This window comes from Pseudomonas urethralis (assembly GCF_021602465.1).
Taxonomy (GTDB): Bacteria; Pseudomonadota; Gammaproteobacteria; order Pseudomonadales; family Pseudomonadaceae; genus Aquipseudomonas; species Aquipseudomonas vlassakiae.
Genome location: NZ_BQIJ01000004.1, coordinates 71,450 through 85,025, shown reverse-complemented (window position 1 = coordinate 85,025; position 13,576 = coordinate 71,450). Strand labels below are relative to the sequence as shown.

14 protein-coding genes and 1 pseudogene are annotated in these 13,576 nt (G+C 64.2%); 10 read left to right on the top strand and 5 right to left on the bottom strand.

Annotated elements, in window-relative coordinates; genetic code table 11:
• The first annotated feature begins 4 nt into the window (after window positions 1–4).
• The 10 genes and pseudogenes from L6D64_RS08030 (at window position 5) to ku (ending at window position 7,934) form a co-directional block, all read left to right on the top strand.
• Entirely contained in the window at window positions 5–913 is a 909-nt protein-coding gene (locus tag L6D64_RS08030) for an aldo/keto reductase (RefSeq protein ID WP_176506266.1), read from the top strand.
• Between the two features lie 4 nt (window positions 914–917).
• On the top strand, window positions 918–2,222 hold the full coding sequence (locus L6D64_RS08025) for an NTP/NDP exchange transporter (protein ID WP_176506265.1): 1,305 nt from the start codon (window positions 918–920) through the stop codon (window positions 2,220–2,222).
• 157 nt (window positions 2,223–2,379) lie between these two features.
• Window positions 2,380–2,505: pseudogene (locus L6D64_RS08020) on the top strand (KGG domain-containing protein); the annotation flags it as partial.
• A 59-nt stretch (window positions 2,506–2,564) separates the two neighbouring features.
• Entirely contained in the window at window positions 2,565–2,762 is a 198-nt protein-coding gene (locus L6D64_RS08015; RefSeq protein ID WP_176506263.1) for a hypothetical protein, read from the top strand.
• Window positions 2,763–2,780: 18 nt separating this feature from the next.
• Window positions 2,781–4,109 carry an iron-containing redox enzyme family protein gene (locus tag L6D64_RS08010; RefSeq protein ID WP_176506262.1) on the top strand — a complete coding sequence of 443 codons (1,329 nt, stop codon included), beginning with the start codon at window positions 2,781–2,783 and terminating at the stop codon, window positions 4,107–4,109.
• On the top strand, window positions 4,109–5,062 hold the full coding sequence (locus tag L6D64_RS08005; RefSeq protein ID WP_176506261.1) for a methyltransferase: 954 nt from the start codon (window positions 4,109–4,111) through the stop codon (window positions 5,060–5,062). The genes L6D64_RS08010 and L6D64_RS08005 overlap by 1 nt, the downstream gene beginning before the upstream one ends.
• 4 nt (window positions 5,063–5,066) lie before the next feature.
• Entirely contained in the window at window positions 5,067–6,203 is a 1,137-nt protein-coding gene (locus L6D64_RS08000) for a carboxylate-amine ligase (RefSeq protein ID WP_176506260.1), read from the top strand.
• A 73-nt stretch (window positions 6,204–6,276) separates the two neighbouring features.
• Complete coding sequence (locus L6D64_RS07995; protein WP_176506259.1) at window positions 6,277–6,867, top strand: 5'-methylthioadenosine/S-adenosylhomocysteine nucleosidase family protein; 591 nt, start codon at window positions 6,277–6,279, stop codon at window positions 6,865–6,867.
• A gap of 80 nt (window positions 6,868–6,947) precedes the next feature.
• Entirely contained in the window at window positions 6,948–7,076 is a 129-nt protein-coding gene (locus L6D64_RS28375; protein ID WP_282441545.1) for a PSPA7_2676 family Cys-rich small protein, read from the top strand.
• 9 nt (window positions 7,077–7,085) lie between these two features.
• Window positions 7,086–7,934, top strand: coding sequence for a non-homologous end joining protein Ku (ku, locus tag L6D64_RS07990; RefSeq protein WP_176506258.1), 849 nt, complete (start codon window positions 7,086–7,088; stop codon window positions 7,932–7,934).
• Between the two features lie 53 nt (window positions 7,935–7,987).
• Here ku and L6D64_RS07985 read toward each other — a convergent pair whose 3' ends face one another.
• The 5 genes from L6D64_RS07985 to ligD are packed head-to-tail and all read right to left on the bottom strand — an operon-like array spanning window position 7,988 to window position 13,515.
• Window positions 7,988–8,635 carry a glycosyltransferase family 2 protein gene (locus L6D64_RS07985; RefSeq protein WP_054884511.1) on the bottom strand — a complete coding sequence of 216 codons (648 nt, stop codon included), beginning with the start codon at window positions 8,633–8,635 and terminating at the stop codon, window positions 7,988–7,990.
• On the bottom strand, window positions 8,632–9,231 hold the full coding sequence (locus L6D64_RS07980; protein WP_176506257.1) for a class I SAM-dependent methyltransferase: 600 nt from the start codon (window positions 9,229–9,231) through the stop codon (window positions 8,632–8,634). Before L6D64_RS07980 ends, L6D64_RS07985 begins: the two co-directional genes overlap by 4 nt.
• Window positions 9,232–9,242: 11 nt before the next feature.
• On the bottom strand, window positions 9,243–9,998 hold the full coding sequence (locus tag L6D64_RS07975) for a PIG-L deacetylase family protein (protein WP_176506256.1): 756 nt from the start codon (window positions 9,996–9,998) through the stop codon (window positions 9,243–9,245).
• Window positions 9,995–11,038 carry an acyl-CoA dehydrogenase family protein gene (locus tag L6D64_RS07970; protein ID WP_176506255.1) on the bottom strand — a complete coding sequence of 348 codons (1,044 nt, stop codon included), beginning with the start codon at window positions 11,036–11,038 and terminating at the stop codon, window positions 9,995–9,997. Before L6D64_RS07970 ends, L6D64_RS07975 begins: the two co-directional genes overlap by 4 nt.
• Complete coding sequence (gene ligD / locus L6D64_RS07965) at window positions 11,035–13,515, bottom strand: DNA ligase D (RefSeq protein ID WP_176506254.1); 2,481 nt, start codon at window positions 13,513–13,515, stop codon at window positions 11,035–11,037. Before ligD ends, L6D64_RS07970 begins: the two co-directional genes overlap by 4 nt.
• Between the last annotated feature and the right edge of the window lie 61 nt (window positions 13,516–13,576).

Sequence of the window (13,576 nt, the reverse complement as noted above, 5' to 3'; positions counted from 1 at the left end):
TGCCATGTACAAGCGTCGCGATGTCCTACGCGCCAGTGCGGCTTTGGCGCTGGTTGCCGCCAGCCCGTGGCTGCAGGCCGCCGGCGCTGGCGGATTGCTGACGCGCAAGGTCCCGACCACAGGCGAGGCCTTGCCGGTGATTGGTGCCGGTACCTCTGGCAGCTTTGAAGTCGAGGCCGGCTCTGCCGCGTACCAGCAGCTCAAGGTGGTACTCAAGGCGTTCTTCGACGGTGGCGGCAAGGTCATCGACACCTCGCCCAATTACGGCGGCGCCGACCGCGTGCTCGGCCAGTTGCTGGAGGAGGGGGGCTGGCACCAGCAGTGCTTCATCGCCACCAAGATCGCCGCCGATAGCCAGGCCGAAGCCCAGGCGCAATGGGCCGGCACGCTCAAGAGCCTGCGTACCGACACGGTCGACCTGTTGCAGATTCACAACCTGCGCGACTGGCAGACGCAACTGCCCTACGCACATGAGCTCAAGCAGCAGGGCAAGACCCGTTACGTCGGTATCACTCATTACCTGAACAGTGGCCACGAAGACGTGGCGCGCATCGTCCGCAGCGAGCCGCTGGACTTCATCCAGATCAACTATTCGGTGAATGCCCCCCACGCCGCACGCGAACTGTTGCCGCTGTGTCAGGACAAGGGCGTCGCCGTGCTGGTCAACCGGGCCTTCGACGACGGCCGGCTGTTTGCCAGGGTCAAGGACCAGGCCTTGCCGGCATGGGCGGCCGAGGCCGGAATCGGCAGCTGGGCGCAGCTGTTTCTCAAGTTCGCCATCAGCCATCCGGCCGTGACGACGGTCATCCCCGCGACCGGGCGCCCTGACCGCCAGCTCGACCAGCTCAAGGCCGGCCATGATCCCTTGCTCAGCCAGGCGCAACAGCAAGCGCTGATCAAGCAGTTCGCCTGAGGCCATGGGCAACTGGCGCAAGCGCCTGGACGAGGGGCTGAGTATCCAGCCTGGCGAAGGCCCGGCAGTCATCGCTGGGCTGTTGTTGTTCTACCTGCTGTTCACCGGCTATTTCATGCTGCGCCCGGTGCGCGAGACTATGGGGGTGGCGGGTGGCGTCGACAACCTGCAATGGCTGTTCACCGGTACGTTTGTTGCCACCCTGGCCTGCCTGCCATTGTTTGGCTGGCTGGCCTCGAAGGTACGTCGCCGGTGTATCCTGCCCTGGACCTATGGTTTCTTCGCCAGCAACCTGTCGTTGTTCGCTGTGCTGTTTGCAGTTAATCCAGAGGACTTGTGGAATGCCCGGGCGTTCTACATCTGGCTGTCCGTGTTCAACCTGCTGAGCATTTCGCTGGCCTGGAGCGTGCTCACCGACCTGTTTTCCACCGAACAAGGCAAGCGGTTGTTCGGCCTGCTGGCCGCCGGTGCCAGCCTGGGAGGCCTGAGCGGGCCGGTCCTGGGCACCCTGCTGGTGGCGCCGCTGGGGCACGCCGGGTTAGTGCTCGTGGCCGCGGTGTTGCTGTTGGGCAGCGTGTTCGCCTGCCTCGTGTTGCAACGCTGGCGCGATCGCAACCCGTTGGCCGTGGCGAATGAACAGCCCTCATCGCGCCCGTTGGGCGGCAATCCCTTTGCTGGCGCGACGGCCGTGTTGCGTTCGCCTTATTTGCTGGCAATCGCCTTGTTCGTGACGCTGCTCGCCAGCGTCAGCACGTTCTTGTACTTCGAACAGGCGCGCATCGTCAGCGAAACCTTCACCGATCGTACCCGCCAGACCCAGGTGTTCGGCCTGATCGACACCGTGGTGCAAGCGCTGGCGGTCCTCACTCAGGTGTTTCTCACCAGCCGCCTGGCCAAGCGCATGGGAGTAGGGGTGTTGCTGGTGGCGGTACCACTGGTGATGGCTGCCGGCTTTATGTGGCTGGCCCTGGCGCCAGTCTTTGCCGTGTTCGTGGTGGTCATGGTGGTTCGCCGGGCAGGTGAATATGCGCTGGTGCGGCCGGGCCGCGAGATGTTGTTCACGGTGTTGCCGGCCGAAGACAAATACAAGGCGAAGAATTTTCTCGATACCGTGGTCTATCGCGCTGGCGATGCCCTGAGTGGCTGGCTCAAACGTGGCCTGGACCTGCTGGCTGATCACCCGCAACTGGCGATGCTGATCGGCACTGCGCTGGCGCTGGGCTGGGCGTTCACCGGTGCCTGGCTGGGAAGGCGGCAGCGCCAGGCAGAATCGGCTGGCGCGCCAAATAATCCATCGCCGCTTATTTAACGCCACCGGTCCGAACCCTTCGCAATAAAACGAATCCCCCGTTATGGCCGAACTCCCACCTTATGTACGGCGCAGCGCCGTGCACCTTCGAAGCCACAAGAGGTGAGAGACCATGGCCAGCAAAGAGAACAGCCGCAGCGGCAGCCAGGGTGGCAACAAGAACCCAGGCAACTTCGCCAACGACCGCGAAAAAGCATCCGAAGCAGGGCGCAAAGGCGGCCAGAGCTCTGGCGGCGGGCGCAGCAGCAGTAGCGAGTCGAGCCGCAAGGGCGGCCGTTCGTAACGGAGGGAACGCGGTGCCAGGGCAACCTGGCACCGCGATTGACCGCAATGGGAGGCCCTATGTACCTGAAGCCCCTGATCGTCTTGCTTGGCAGCCTGACGCTGCTCGGCGGCTGTTTCGACCGCGACAACAACCATCCTGGCAAGGACAACGACTCGAGCAAGGCGTCGGTGCAGATGCAGCAGCATGACGAAAAACCCGCGCCGCAACCTGCTCCGGATCCAGAGCCCATGCCGCGAGATGACAAAAGCCAATGATTGCATAAGGAGCATGGCATGACGGTAATGACCCGCAACCTTGCCGCCGCCGCCGCAGCCCCGACGACGGACTGCCTGCTTAAGCGTTACCAGACCATGCTGGAAGGATTTGATGCGTGCGCCGCCCCTTGGCTCGAAAAGCAGCTCGCACGCGCCGAGCAGTTGCAAGACGACCTGCCGGATTCGCCGGGCCAGTTGGCTCAGTGGAGTGCGCAGCATGCCGCCCAGGTGGCCAGCGATTACGCGGCCTATCTTGCCGAGCGGCAGCGTGGTGCGCCGCGGCGCTATTTCAGCAATCGTTCACAGGCGATGTGGTTCCTGCAGCAGGTGGCGCCGACCAAGGCCGTGGACGGCGCCTGGCTGCAGGGTACCTTGCAGCACTGGGCAGACCCGCGCTACCACGGCTTGATCCGCACCTATCTGGAAGAGCTGGGCAACGGCGACCCGCGCTGCAATCACGTGCTGATCTATCAGCGCCTGTTGAGCCGCCTCGGGTCGCATCCGCTGTTGCTGCCTGATGACCGTTATCTGCAAGGTGCGTTGCAGCTGGCCCTGGGACAACACAGTGAGCGCTTCCTGCCCGAGGTGATCGGCTACAACCTCGGTTACGAACAGCCGCCGCTGCACCTGCTGATCACCACTTACGAACTGGCGGAACTGGGCATCGATGGCCATTATTTCCAGCTGCATGTGACCATCGACAACGCTGCCAGCGGTCATGCGCAGAAGTCGATAGAAGCCGTGCAGCAACTATGCCCCGCTGGAGATGAAGCAGACTTCTATGCGCGTGTGCGTCGAGGCTATCGCCTCAATGACCTGGGTATCGACACCCCCAGCCTGATTGCCAGTTTCGACCTGCACGCGCAGCTGATCGCTGCGCTGGAGCAAAAAAGCCTGTACGGGCGCTTCATGCATGCCGACCGTTGCCGCTTGCAAAAGCGCACGATCAACCAGTGGCTGGCCGAGCCGGGCGCGATGCCTGCCTTTGTGGACGCCATGTGCGAGCAAGGATGGATCAGGCGCGGCGAAGACCCCAGCCAAAGCCGTTGGTGGAAGGTCATCGAAGGGCCGGCGGCACCGATGTACGGCGTGTTCACGGTTTACGAAAAGCAGCTCTGGCATGACTGGATAGCCGCTGACTGGCAAGCCCCGCTGCGCCGTGTGCAACCCGGCAGTTGGGAGCCGCACCTGGACATGGACGCAGCACCAGGCCCGTTACCCGCCAATCAGGATATCCCTGCCCTGATCGAACGCATGCTTGGCAATCGCCATGCGTCCCCGGACGGGCTGCTGGCCACCCGGGCCTATCTGCAAGCCACCGGTCTCGCTCAGGAGGAGCCCCATTGATGATGCTGGAACCTCAACAAGCTCGCGCCGATGAGGCGCTGCTGCAACTGGGCAAACGCTTGCGGGCCGACGGTTACCGCTTTACCTGCGTGACGCCTGCCACCCATGGCCGCAACAACGCGCGCGCAGGTGCCGAGCGCGCTAGGACCTTGCGTGACGTGTTTGGCTGGAGCCGGCCCTTTGCGCCGTCTCTGCTGTCAGCTGATGAATTGCAGCAACTGCAGCAAGCGCAGCTACTCACCGAGGCAGAGGGTTTGCTGCGCAGCAAGGTCCGCTTCGCCAGCCTCGACGAGTTGTTGCTGGTGCATTCCGCGTACCCGACCGAGGCCAGTGATGCGGTGTTCTTTGGCCCCGACAGCTACCGCTTCGCCCAGGTCATCCATGACCACCTGCAGCGCCGCCATACGCGCGTACAGCACGCCGTGGATATCGGCTGCGGCAGCGGTGTAGGCGCATTGCTCATTGCCCGGGCGGCGCAGCATGCCCAGGTCAGCGCGGTCGACATCAACCCCCTGGCCCTGCGCTACACCGCGATCAACGCGGCCTTGGCCGGGGTGAGCAATCTATCGGTGGAACCGAGTGACGTGCTCGAGGGTATTACTGGCACCTTCGACCTGATCGTGGCAAACCCTCCCTACATGCTCGATGCCGGGCAACGGACTTATCGCCACGGTGGTGGCTCGCTGGGCGCAGAACTGTCGCTGCGCATCGTCGAGCAGGCGTGTGAACGCCTCAGCGCCCACGGCTCGTTGTTGCTGTACACCGGGGTGGCCATCATCGACGGTCGGGATGCACTGCTGGAGGCCGTGCGCTTGCGTCTGGCCGGCCCGCAATGGTCGTGGAGCTATCGGGAAATCGACCCCGACGTGTTCGGCGAACAGTTGGACGAAGCGGGGTATGAGCGGGTCGAGCGTATCGCCGCAGTCGCCCTGACCGTCACTCGCAATGGGTAACGCCATGACGCCGCCTTGTACGTTCGGCATCGAAGAAGAATACCTGTTGGTGGATCTTTCCAGTGGCCGGGTGCCGGTGACGCCGCCATTGACCGTCACCCGGCGTTGCCGTGAGGTGTTGGGCAAGCATTTCACCGAAGAGATGTTTCGCAGCCAGGTGGAGCTGGTTTCACCGGTACTCGCCTCAACAGGGGAAGCCCGCGAGTTCTTTGGCCTGAGCCGCCAACGTCTGCAGCAAGCCCTGGCCGCAGAGGGTATTGGCCTGTATGGCGCTGCCAGTCATCCCAATGCGCCGTGGCTGAAGCACAAGCCCAGGTCCTCGGCGCATTACCGGCAGGTGTTCGACGATTACCGCCACGTCGCACGCAGGTCGCTGGTCAATGGCCTGCATGTCCACGTAGGCGTGCCCGGGGGCTGCGACCGGATGCAGTTGATCAACCGCGTGGTGGGCTGGTTGCCGCTGTTCCTGGCATTGAGCGCATCGTCACCGCTGTGGCAGGGGCAGGAAACCGGCTACATGAGTTATCGGCGGGTGATTTGCGGCGAGTGGCCGCACATGGGGCTGCCCGAGCCGCTGGCCGACTGGGCGGCCTACGAGCGCTATCGGGCGTTGTTGCAACGCACGGGGTCGATGGCTGTCGACGGTGACTTCTGGTGGGCGATCAGGCCCTCGCGACGCTTTCCGACCGTGGAGCTGCGTGTTTGCGACGCCTGCCCCAACATTGAAGATGCGTTGTGCATCGCCGCGTTGTTCCGCCACCTTGTTGAGCATGCCCTGGCGTATCGTCAGCCGTGTGGCCCGCTGGTCCGGGAGCTTCGTTGGGTTGCTCAGGAAAACTACTGGCGAGCCCTGCGTCACGGCAGGCATGCCGAATTCATTGGTATCGACGCGCAACAGCCGGTCACGGCCGAGGGCTGGCTGGCTCAGCTCGAAAGCCAGTTTCCGGTCGACACCGTGGACGCCGAACGGGGTTTCATGCACGCCCGCCAGATCCTGCGCGATGGCAACAGTGCCGACAGGCAGCTGGCCTGCCTGCGCCAAGCCCGTGACAACGGCTTGAACCCTGCCCAGGCGCAACGCCAGGTGATCGACCTGGTGCTGCAGCAAGGGTCATGCACAGCGGCCAGCAGCGCTGCCTGAGATCATCGGCTTGCAATCCTGCGGGTTTGGCTGACAATGGCTGCCCATTTCGCCAGCCACCCGGACCCACTCCATGACCACGCCCCTCATGCTGCATGACATCCCATTGGACGACATCCTGTTTGTCTTCGCCCTGGAAGACGAGGCGGGCGGCGCTTTCGCCGGGTGCAACGTGCTGTTCACCGGTATCGGCAAGGTTAACGCAGCGATCGCCCTGACCCAGGCACTGCAGCGCCACCGCCCGCGCCTGATCGTCAACCTCGGGTCGGCGGGCAGCCAACGTTACGGCAAGGGGCAGGTGGTCTGTTGCAACCGCTTCGTACAGCGCGACATGGACGCGACACCCCTCGGCTTCGCCCGCTATGAAACGCCGCTTTCGCAGCTGCCGATCGTGCTCGAGCATGGCCTGGTACAGCCTGGCGTGCCATTGGGCGTGTGCGGCAGCGGTGACAGCTTTGAAACCGGCCATGGCGAAGCGCCCTACGACGTGGTCGACATGGAGGCCTATGTGCTGGCCCGGATCGCCCGGGATGAGGGCATTGAGCTGCTCTGCCTGAAATACATATCCGATGACGCGGGCAGCGATGCTGCCGGCGATTGGGCGGTGCAGGTTCATCTGGCGGCCGAAGCCCTGAAGCGTGTGCTGTTCAGCCAGTCACACTGAAGCGCAACTGGAATAAACCTTCCGCGCCTCCCGTAGTCAGTTGATGAAAGGGCCCGGCATTCTGGGCAGGGAGGTGACGGATGAGCTTTATCTGCTTGCTGCGTGGTTGCCATTGGCGCGCCATGCCAGAGATCCAAAGTTCCGGGTTGCAGTGCCATTGCTGCGAGCGCTGCGGCACGCTGCGCTACTGCCAGCCCGGCCGACCGTAGGAGGCGCTCATGGCCAGGGCTATCTGGAAAGGCGCAATCAGCTTCGGCTTGGTGCATATCCCCGTTTCGCTCAACACCGCCGTGCGCACCGAGCGAGTCGATTTCGACTGGCTCGACAAGCGCAGCATGGAGCCGGTGGGCTATAAGCGGGTGAACAAGGTGACCGGCAAGGACATCGACAAGGACAACATCGTCAAGGGTGTGGAATACGAAAAAGGCCGTTATGTGGTCATCAGCGAAGACGAGATTCGCAAGGCGCGCCCCGAAGCCACCCAGACCATCGACATCTTCTCGTTCGTCGAAGCCAGCGAGATTCCGCTCCAGCACTTCGATACCCCTTACTACCTCAGCCCGGACAAACGCGGCGGCAAGGTGTACGCGCTGTTGCGCGAGACGCTGGAAAGTACCGGCAAGGTCGCCTTGGCCACGGTCGTGCTGCACACGCGTCAGCACCTCGCACTGCTGCGCCCGCTTGACGAAGCGCTGGTGATGATCACCCTGCGCTGGCCCGAGGAAGTGCGTGGGCTGGAAACGCTGGAGCTGGACAAGAGCGTGACCGACAGCAAGCTGGACAAGCGTGAGCTGGACATGGCCAAGCGGCTGGTGGAGGACATGAGCGGGCCCTGGACGCCGGACGAGTATCACGACGCCTTTCGCCAGACCATCATGGACCTGGTTGAAGAGAAGGCCAGCAAGGGCAAGATCGCCGTGGTCGAGAAGGGCGAGGGTGGGGCTGCCGAGAAGGGGGCCGACATCATCGACCTCACCGAACTGCTCAAACGCAGCCTGGGTGGCAAGGCAACGAAGCAGGCGACCGCTGAGAAGAAACCCGCCAAGCGCCCGCGCAAGGCCTCCTGAATGCTGTTCCGGCCTGTTGACGGGCTCAGCCGTGAACAGGTCGGGACAGGCAACTACAGACTCGCCAGATAGTCCCCGAAACCTTCCCGGGCCCGGCTGTCGATGCGGCTACTGGTGGCCACGCTGTGCCTGGCAGTCCAGACGATCTGTGCGCCCTCAGCCTCAAGATCGCGCACCAGCTGCACGTCTTCATGTGCCGCCAGCGGCTGAAAGCCGCCAACCCGCTCATAGGCGCGCGCACACACGCCCAGATTGGCCCCATGGATATGCCGATGGCCCTCTCGGGCCTCATAGCGGCTGAGGTACAGCTTACGCAGTGCCGCCCGTTGCCAGGGCTGCCAGCGAGCGATATGCACCGTGCCGCACACCACTTCGGCCGCACACGCCAACTGCGACAGCAGCCAGTGCGCCGGCACCTGGCTATCGGCGTCGGTACAGGCCAGCCAGCTGGCGCCGCGTTCGAGCATCCAACGGGCCCCCAAGCGGCGTGCCATGCCGACACTTCCCGCCTCGACCTCCAGCGCATCCACACCATAGCGGGCGGTCACCCGGGCGCTGGCATCGACACAGCGGTCCAGCACCACGAGCACACGTACCGTATGGCCAGCCTGTTCGGCCAAGGCAACGGCGGCCGCCATCGCGGTCAGGCAACGCCCCAGACGCCGCGCTTCGTTATGCGCGGGGATCACCACACCGATCATGGGCAGGTCTCATCCAGGTCGACCACGCTGGGCTGGCATGACCAGTACTCAAGCATGAAGTCAGCCTCTTCATGGCGATAGACCGAAAACAGCGGCAAGTGCTTGGCCAGCAACTGGTGCACTTCCCGACCATCCTGCGGGCAACCGGCGATTGGATGCTTCCAGTGGCAGGCCAGCAGTCCGCCGTCATAACTCAGGCTGGCGACCGATTGCTCGATCACCTGCAGCCAATCGGTGGGGTCCAGGTAGTACCCGACCTCGCTCAGCACGATCAGGTCGAAGCGCCCTCCCGGCCAGTCACCCGGTAGTCTGGCCTGTTCGACCGAGGCATTGGGCACCTCGGCCAGGCGCTGGCGGGCCAGTTGCACAGCGGTGGGGTCGAGGTCCTGGCACAGCAGATCGGCACAGCGCTCAGCCAGCAGCGCACTCAGTTCACCATTGGCACAGGCAGGCTCGAACACCCGTTGATAGCATTGGCGCGGCAGGCTGGCCATCACCAGTTCGCGTTTGCGCTTTTCATACCAACGGGTGCGAAATGCCCAGGGATCTTCGGTAGCCGCGTACAAATCGGCGAAATACTGCGCATCGAGGCTCATGACAACTCCGTTTACAGGAACACCAGTTCGAAAGGTTGCAGCAGGCACTCCTGCAGGTGCGCAGGCAGCACCGCAGGCTGCGGGCCGTCGGGTACCAGCTGGCTGACATGGGCGGCGAGCGCCTTGCGTTTGCGTGCCAGGCTGGCTTCGGTGAGTTGCACCCGGTGGGCGCGCGGCCAGGGCAGGCGCGGGTCATCCGGTTGCGCCCAATGCCAGGCCCAGACCGGCACTTCGATCAGCTGCGCGTTGCGCGCCAGAGCGGCCTGGGCTGCTGCTCGGCCAACCGCTTCGTGGTCACAGTGGCCATCGCCGCGCCAGGTCGCCATCAACAGGTCGTCGGGGCGCAGGCACTGGGACAGGTGGTTGGTGAGGAACGCTTCTTCACGGGGCAGGCCGCCATCTTTGAGGTTGAGCCTGCGCCACTCCAGGCGGTTGGGGTCGAGGTCAAGCTGAACCAAGGCCTGCCGGCTCTCCAGTGGCCGTTGACGGCGCAGGCGATGCTCGCTCCACTGCGCCGAGCCCGGGTGGCTGCCTTCGCCATCGGTGGCGGAAATGATCAGCAGATCAGCCTCACGGCCGCGGAAGTGGGTAAGCAGGCCACCCGCCATCAGGATCTCATCGTCCGGGTGCGGTGCGACCAGTACCAGCCGGCGCCCAGGCGGGCAGAGCTGCTGCGGGGTCATCCAGGTGGCACGGGCCAGGTGGGCCGCGTGTTGCCAGGCAGACCACGGCGTACCGCTACTGGCCTGGATCAGGTCTTCACTCATAGTTGCCACGCTCCTGCCGGCACCTGTGCTACCTGTTGGCCCAGCGCGGCGAGGTCCCGTTCGGCATGGCTCTGACGCAGGTAGACCGGCAGGTCGGCACTGAGGCGGGCGAAATGACTGTTGCGGCAAAATGGGCTCGCGCCCAGCGCCCGGCCGACGTGGTTGATGACATGGTCGACCGCCTGCTCCACCTGGGCGCGGGTGCGGCGCACTTCGAAACTGGCATCCGCGTCGGGGTGCTGATCGATCCATTGCGCACATTCGCGCAATGCGGCGCGAGCGCCATACAAGGCGGCATCGACCGCGCCGAGGTGGGCCTGGGCATGGACGTCGGGGTGCGGGTTGCGACAGTAGGCGCGCAAATAGTCCGCCAAGGCTTCCGCTGCACCGTACCAACAGGCGGCGATACCGGCGCCGCCATGCCAGAATCCCGGGCGCGACAGGTATTGCCCGGGGCGGCCGATGGCGGTGCCAGGGGAGTTGTCGAAGGTCACTTCGATGCTGGCGGTGGTGCCCATGCCCACCGCCTGCCAGCTTTCGATGTTCAGCCCCTGGCTGGGTTGCGACAGTTCGATGGCCACCAGTTGCGGCTGGTCACCCTCGGCCCAGGCGGTAATCAACGCCCGGTCGATCTGTAATGCACCTGAACACCAGGCCTTGCGGCCGGCCAACCGCACGCTGTCACCGTCACGCGCCACAATGTGCGCGCGCGCTTCGGGCGGCTCTGCAGCCCAGACGCCCCATATGCCGTCGGCGACAAGGTGGGCGGCCCCGCATTCGGCCAGTATCGCCATCGCGTCGGTATGCCCTTCGTACAACTTGGCCAAGGCCAGGTCACACCCTGCCACCCGTGCCAGGGTCTGCCAGCGCTGCAAGGTGCTGCCCTGACCAGGCAATGGCAGCAGGTCCAGCTGATCGGCGCGTAACGCCTGAATCAGTTGCGGCAGCTGCGTGTCGAGGTTCAAGGGCTGTGGTCGCTCGCAGAAGTCGCGTAGCAGGCGGTCGAGGTTGTTCAGGTCGAAATCCTGGATGATGCTCATGCCAGCCCCATTTTCTTGCGCATGCCTGCGGTGATGGTTTGACGGGTCTTGCCCATCTGCGCCCATGGGTCGTCCACCTCGGCCAGGCGTTCGCGCAGGTTGCCGATGTGCCATTGGTTGGCGCCCTTGAGCTGGCCCAGTTCCTCACGCCAGATCGGTACCGAAACCGGCAGCCCCTCCCGCGCCCGCAAGGAGTAGGCGCAGACGGTCGTGGCACCCTTGCCGTTGCGCAGGTAGTCGATGAAGATCTTGCCGACCCGATTCCTGGGCCCCGATACGGCACTCAAGCGGTCGGGGAACAACTTGGCCAGGTAATTGACGATGGCGTGGCTGAAATCCTTGACTTCATCCCAGCCGGCACGGCGTGTCAGCGGCACCACGAGGTGCATGCCTTTACCGCCGCTGGTTTTCAGAAAGACCTTGAGCCCGAGCTCGTCAAGCAAGGTGAGCGTCAGTTGCGTGGCCTCGAGCATGGCTTTCCATGGCAGCGCCGGGTCGGGGTCGAGGTCGAGCACGAAGCGGTCAGGCTTGTCGAAGTCCTTGTCGGTACCATTCCAGGTATGCATCTCCAGCATGTTCATCTGCACGGCGCCGAGCAATGTGTCGGGGCGATTGATGACCATGGCCGCCTGGCCGGCCTCGGCCTTGTCGTAACTGACCACGTTCGGGATGTGCAGCTGGCCGGCATTTTTCTGGAAGAACAGCTCGCCGCCCAGGCCATCGGGGGCGCGCACCAGTGCGACCGGGCGGCCCTTGAGCTGCGGCAGTATCCATTGGCTGACTGCTGCATAGTACTCGGCGACCTGGCGTTTGGTGGCACCGACGGTGGGGTCGATGACGCGGTCAGGGTGGGTCAGGCGCAGCTCACCGAGGTCGTCCGGCAGCTCGGCTTGCTTGCGTTTGGGTACGCTCTTGCCAGGCATGGCGCGCTCCAGGTCGATATCGGTGGCTGGCTTGTCGTCGCGCAGCCCGTGGAACACCGAATGGCGCACCACGCCGTCGCGGGTCATCTGGGCATAGGCCACTTCAGCCAGCAGCTGTGGCTTCAGCCAATGTACGCTGCGCGCCTCGGCACCTGTAGGCGGCTTGGGCAGGGCAGGCTTGTCGATTTCCAGGGGTCTGAGGCGGGCAAGGATGCTGTCCAGGGTGGTGGCGCTGAAGCCTGTACCGACCTTGCCGGCGTAGCGCAGCTCGCCGCTGTCGTCGTCATGCAGCGCCAGCAACAATGCGCCGAAGCCGGTGCGGCTGCCCTTGGGGTCGGTGTAGCCGACAATCACGAACTCCTGGCGTTGCTTGCACTTGAGCTTGACCCAGTCGGCACTGCGCCGGCCGACATAGGGGCTGTCGGCGCGCTTGCCGATGAGGCCTTCGAGTTCCAGCCGACAAGCGCTGTCGAGCAACGAGTCGACAGGCTGGTCGAAATCCTGCGAGTACCTGAGCAGCTCCGATTCACTGTGCTCGAGCAAGCGGCGCAAGGCCTCACGCCGTTCCTGCAAGGGCACCTTGCGCAGGTCCTGATTGCCTAGATACGGCAGGTCGAAAACGTAGTAGCAGATCTGTTCATCACGCTCGGTATCGAAGGCGTTCTGCAGGGCCTGGAAGTCGGCCTTGCCGTTTTCGTCGTTGACCACCATCTCGCCATCGAGCCAGGCGCGATCCACCCCCAATGCCCGCAGCGCCGCAACTTGCCCAGGCATCTTGGCCGTCCAGTCGTGGCCATTGCGGGTGAACAGGCGGACATCGTCACCGTCGATCCGGGCAAGTATGCGATACCCGTCGAATTTCACCTCATAGTGCCAGTCACCCGCTGGCGGCGAGTCGACCAGGGTTGCCAGCTGGGGTTGCAGTCGATCGGGCAACGCCGCCTTGACCGCGCTGCCTGCGCGCTTTTTGGCCGGCTTTGCAGGTGCAGCACGCGGATGCAAGGTGCGATCGCTGATGACGCTGTCCGGCTGCGCCTCGACGATGCTGTAGTCGTCTTCGCTGCGGGCCTCGCCGTCGTGGGACTTGACCAGCATCCATTGCTCCTTCTTGCCCGCCAGGTGGGTGCGAAAGAGGTTCCATACGCCCGCCAGCTTCTCACCCTGCAAGCGAAAGCGCAGCTTGCCCTTGGCATAGGCCTGCCGAGGATCGCCTTCGGGCTCCCATACCCCCCGGTCCCAGACGATGACATCGCCGGCACCGTAGTGTCCCTCCGGGATATGCCCCTCGAAGTCGGCATAGTCCAGCGGGTGATCCTCGACGTGAACCGCCAGGCGCCGCACCTTTGGATCGAGCGAAGGGCCTTTGGGTATCGCCCAGCTCTTCAGCGTGCCGTCCAGTTCCAGGCGGAAGTCGTAGTGCAGGTGGCTGGCATCATGCTTTTGTATGCAGAACTGCAGTGCGTGAGCGCGTTTGGCTCGGCCTCCCTTGCCGCTGGGCTCGGGCGTGGCGTTGAAGTCGCGCTTGCGCTCGTATTCTTCGAGAGGTTTGGCCATGGCGGGCTCCGAATCATCCGCTGTCTGTAGGTTGGGAGATGGCCAGTCACCCGGTAGTTCA

What these genes read in the sequence shown, in the direction of transcription:
- L6D64_RS08030 (WP_176506266.1), top strand. Translation starts at nt 5, where the DNA reads ATGTACAAGCGTCGCGATGTCCTACGCGCCAGTGCGGCTTTGGCGCTG.
- L6D64_RS08025 (WP_176506265.1), top strand. Translation starts at nt 918, where the DNA reads ATGGGCAACTGGCGCAAGCGCCTGGACGAGGGGCTGAGTATCCAGCCT.
- L6D64_RS08015 (WP_176506263.1), top strand. Translation starts at nt 2,565, where the DNA reads ATGTACCTGAAGCCCCTGATCGTCTTGCTTGGCAGCCTGACGCTGCTC.
- L6D64_RS08010 (WP_176506262.1), top strand. Translation starts at nt 2,781, where the DNA reads ATGACGGTAATGACCCGCAACCTTGCCGCCGCCGCCGCAGCCCCGACG.
- L6D64_RS08005 (WP_176506261.1), top strand. Translation starts at nt 4,109, where the DNA reads ATGATGCTGGAACCTCAACAAGCTCGCGCCGATGAGGCGCTGCTGCAA.
- L6D64_RS08000 (WP_176506260.1), top strand. Translation starts at nt 5,067, where the DNA reads ATGACGCCGCCTTGTACGTTCGGCATCGAAGAAGAATACCTGTTGGTG.
- L6D64_RS07995 (WP_176506259.1), top strand. Translation starts at nt 6,277, where the DNA reads ATGACCACGCCCCTCATGCTGCATGACATCCCATTGGACGACATCCTG.
- L6D64_RS28375 (WP_282441545.1), top strand. Translation starts at nt 6,948, where the DNA reads ATGAGCTTTATCTGCTTGCTGCGTGGTTGCCATTGGCGCGCCATGCCA.
- ku (WP_176506258.1), top strand. Translation starts at nt 7,086, where the DNA reads ATGGCCAGGGCTATCTGGAAAGGCGCAATCAGCTTCGGCTTGGTGCAT.
- L6D64_RS07985 (WP_054884511.1), bottom strand. Translation starts at nt 8,635, where the DNA reads ATGATCGGTGTGGTGATCCCCGCGCATAACGAAGCGCGGCGTCTGGGG.
- L6D64_RS07980 (WP_176506257.1), bottom strand. Translation starts at nt 9,231, where the DNA reads ATGAGCCTCGATGCGCAGTATTTCGCCGATTTGTACGCGGCTACCGAA.
- L6D64_RS07975 (WP_176506256.1), bottom strand. Translation starts at nt 9,998, where the DNA reads ATGAGTGAAGACCTGATCCAGGCCAGTAGCGGTACGCCGTGGTCTGCC.
- L6D64_RS07970 (WP_176506255.1), bottom strand. Translation starts at nt 11,038, where the DNA reads ATGAGCATCATCCAGGATTTCGACCTGAACAACCTCGACCGCCTGCTA.
- ligD (WP_176506254.1), bottom strand. Translation starts at nt 13,515, where the DNA reads ATGGCCAAACCTCTCGAAGAATACGAGCGCAAGCGCGACTTCAACGCC.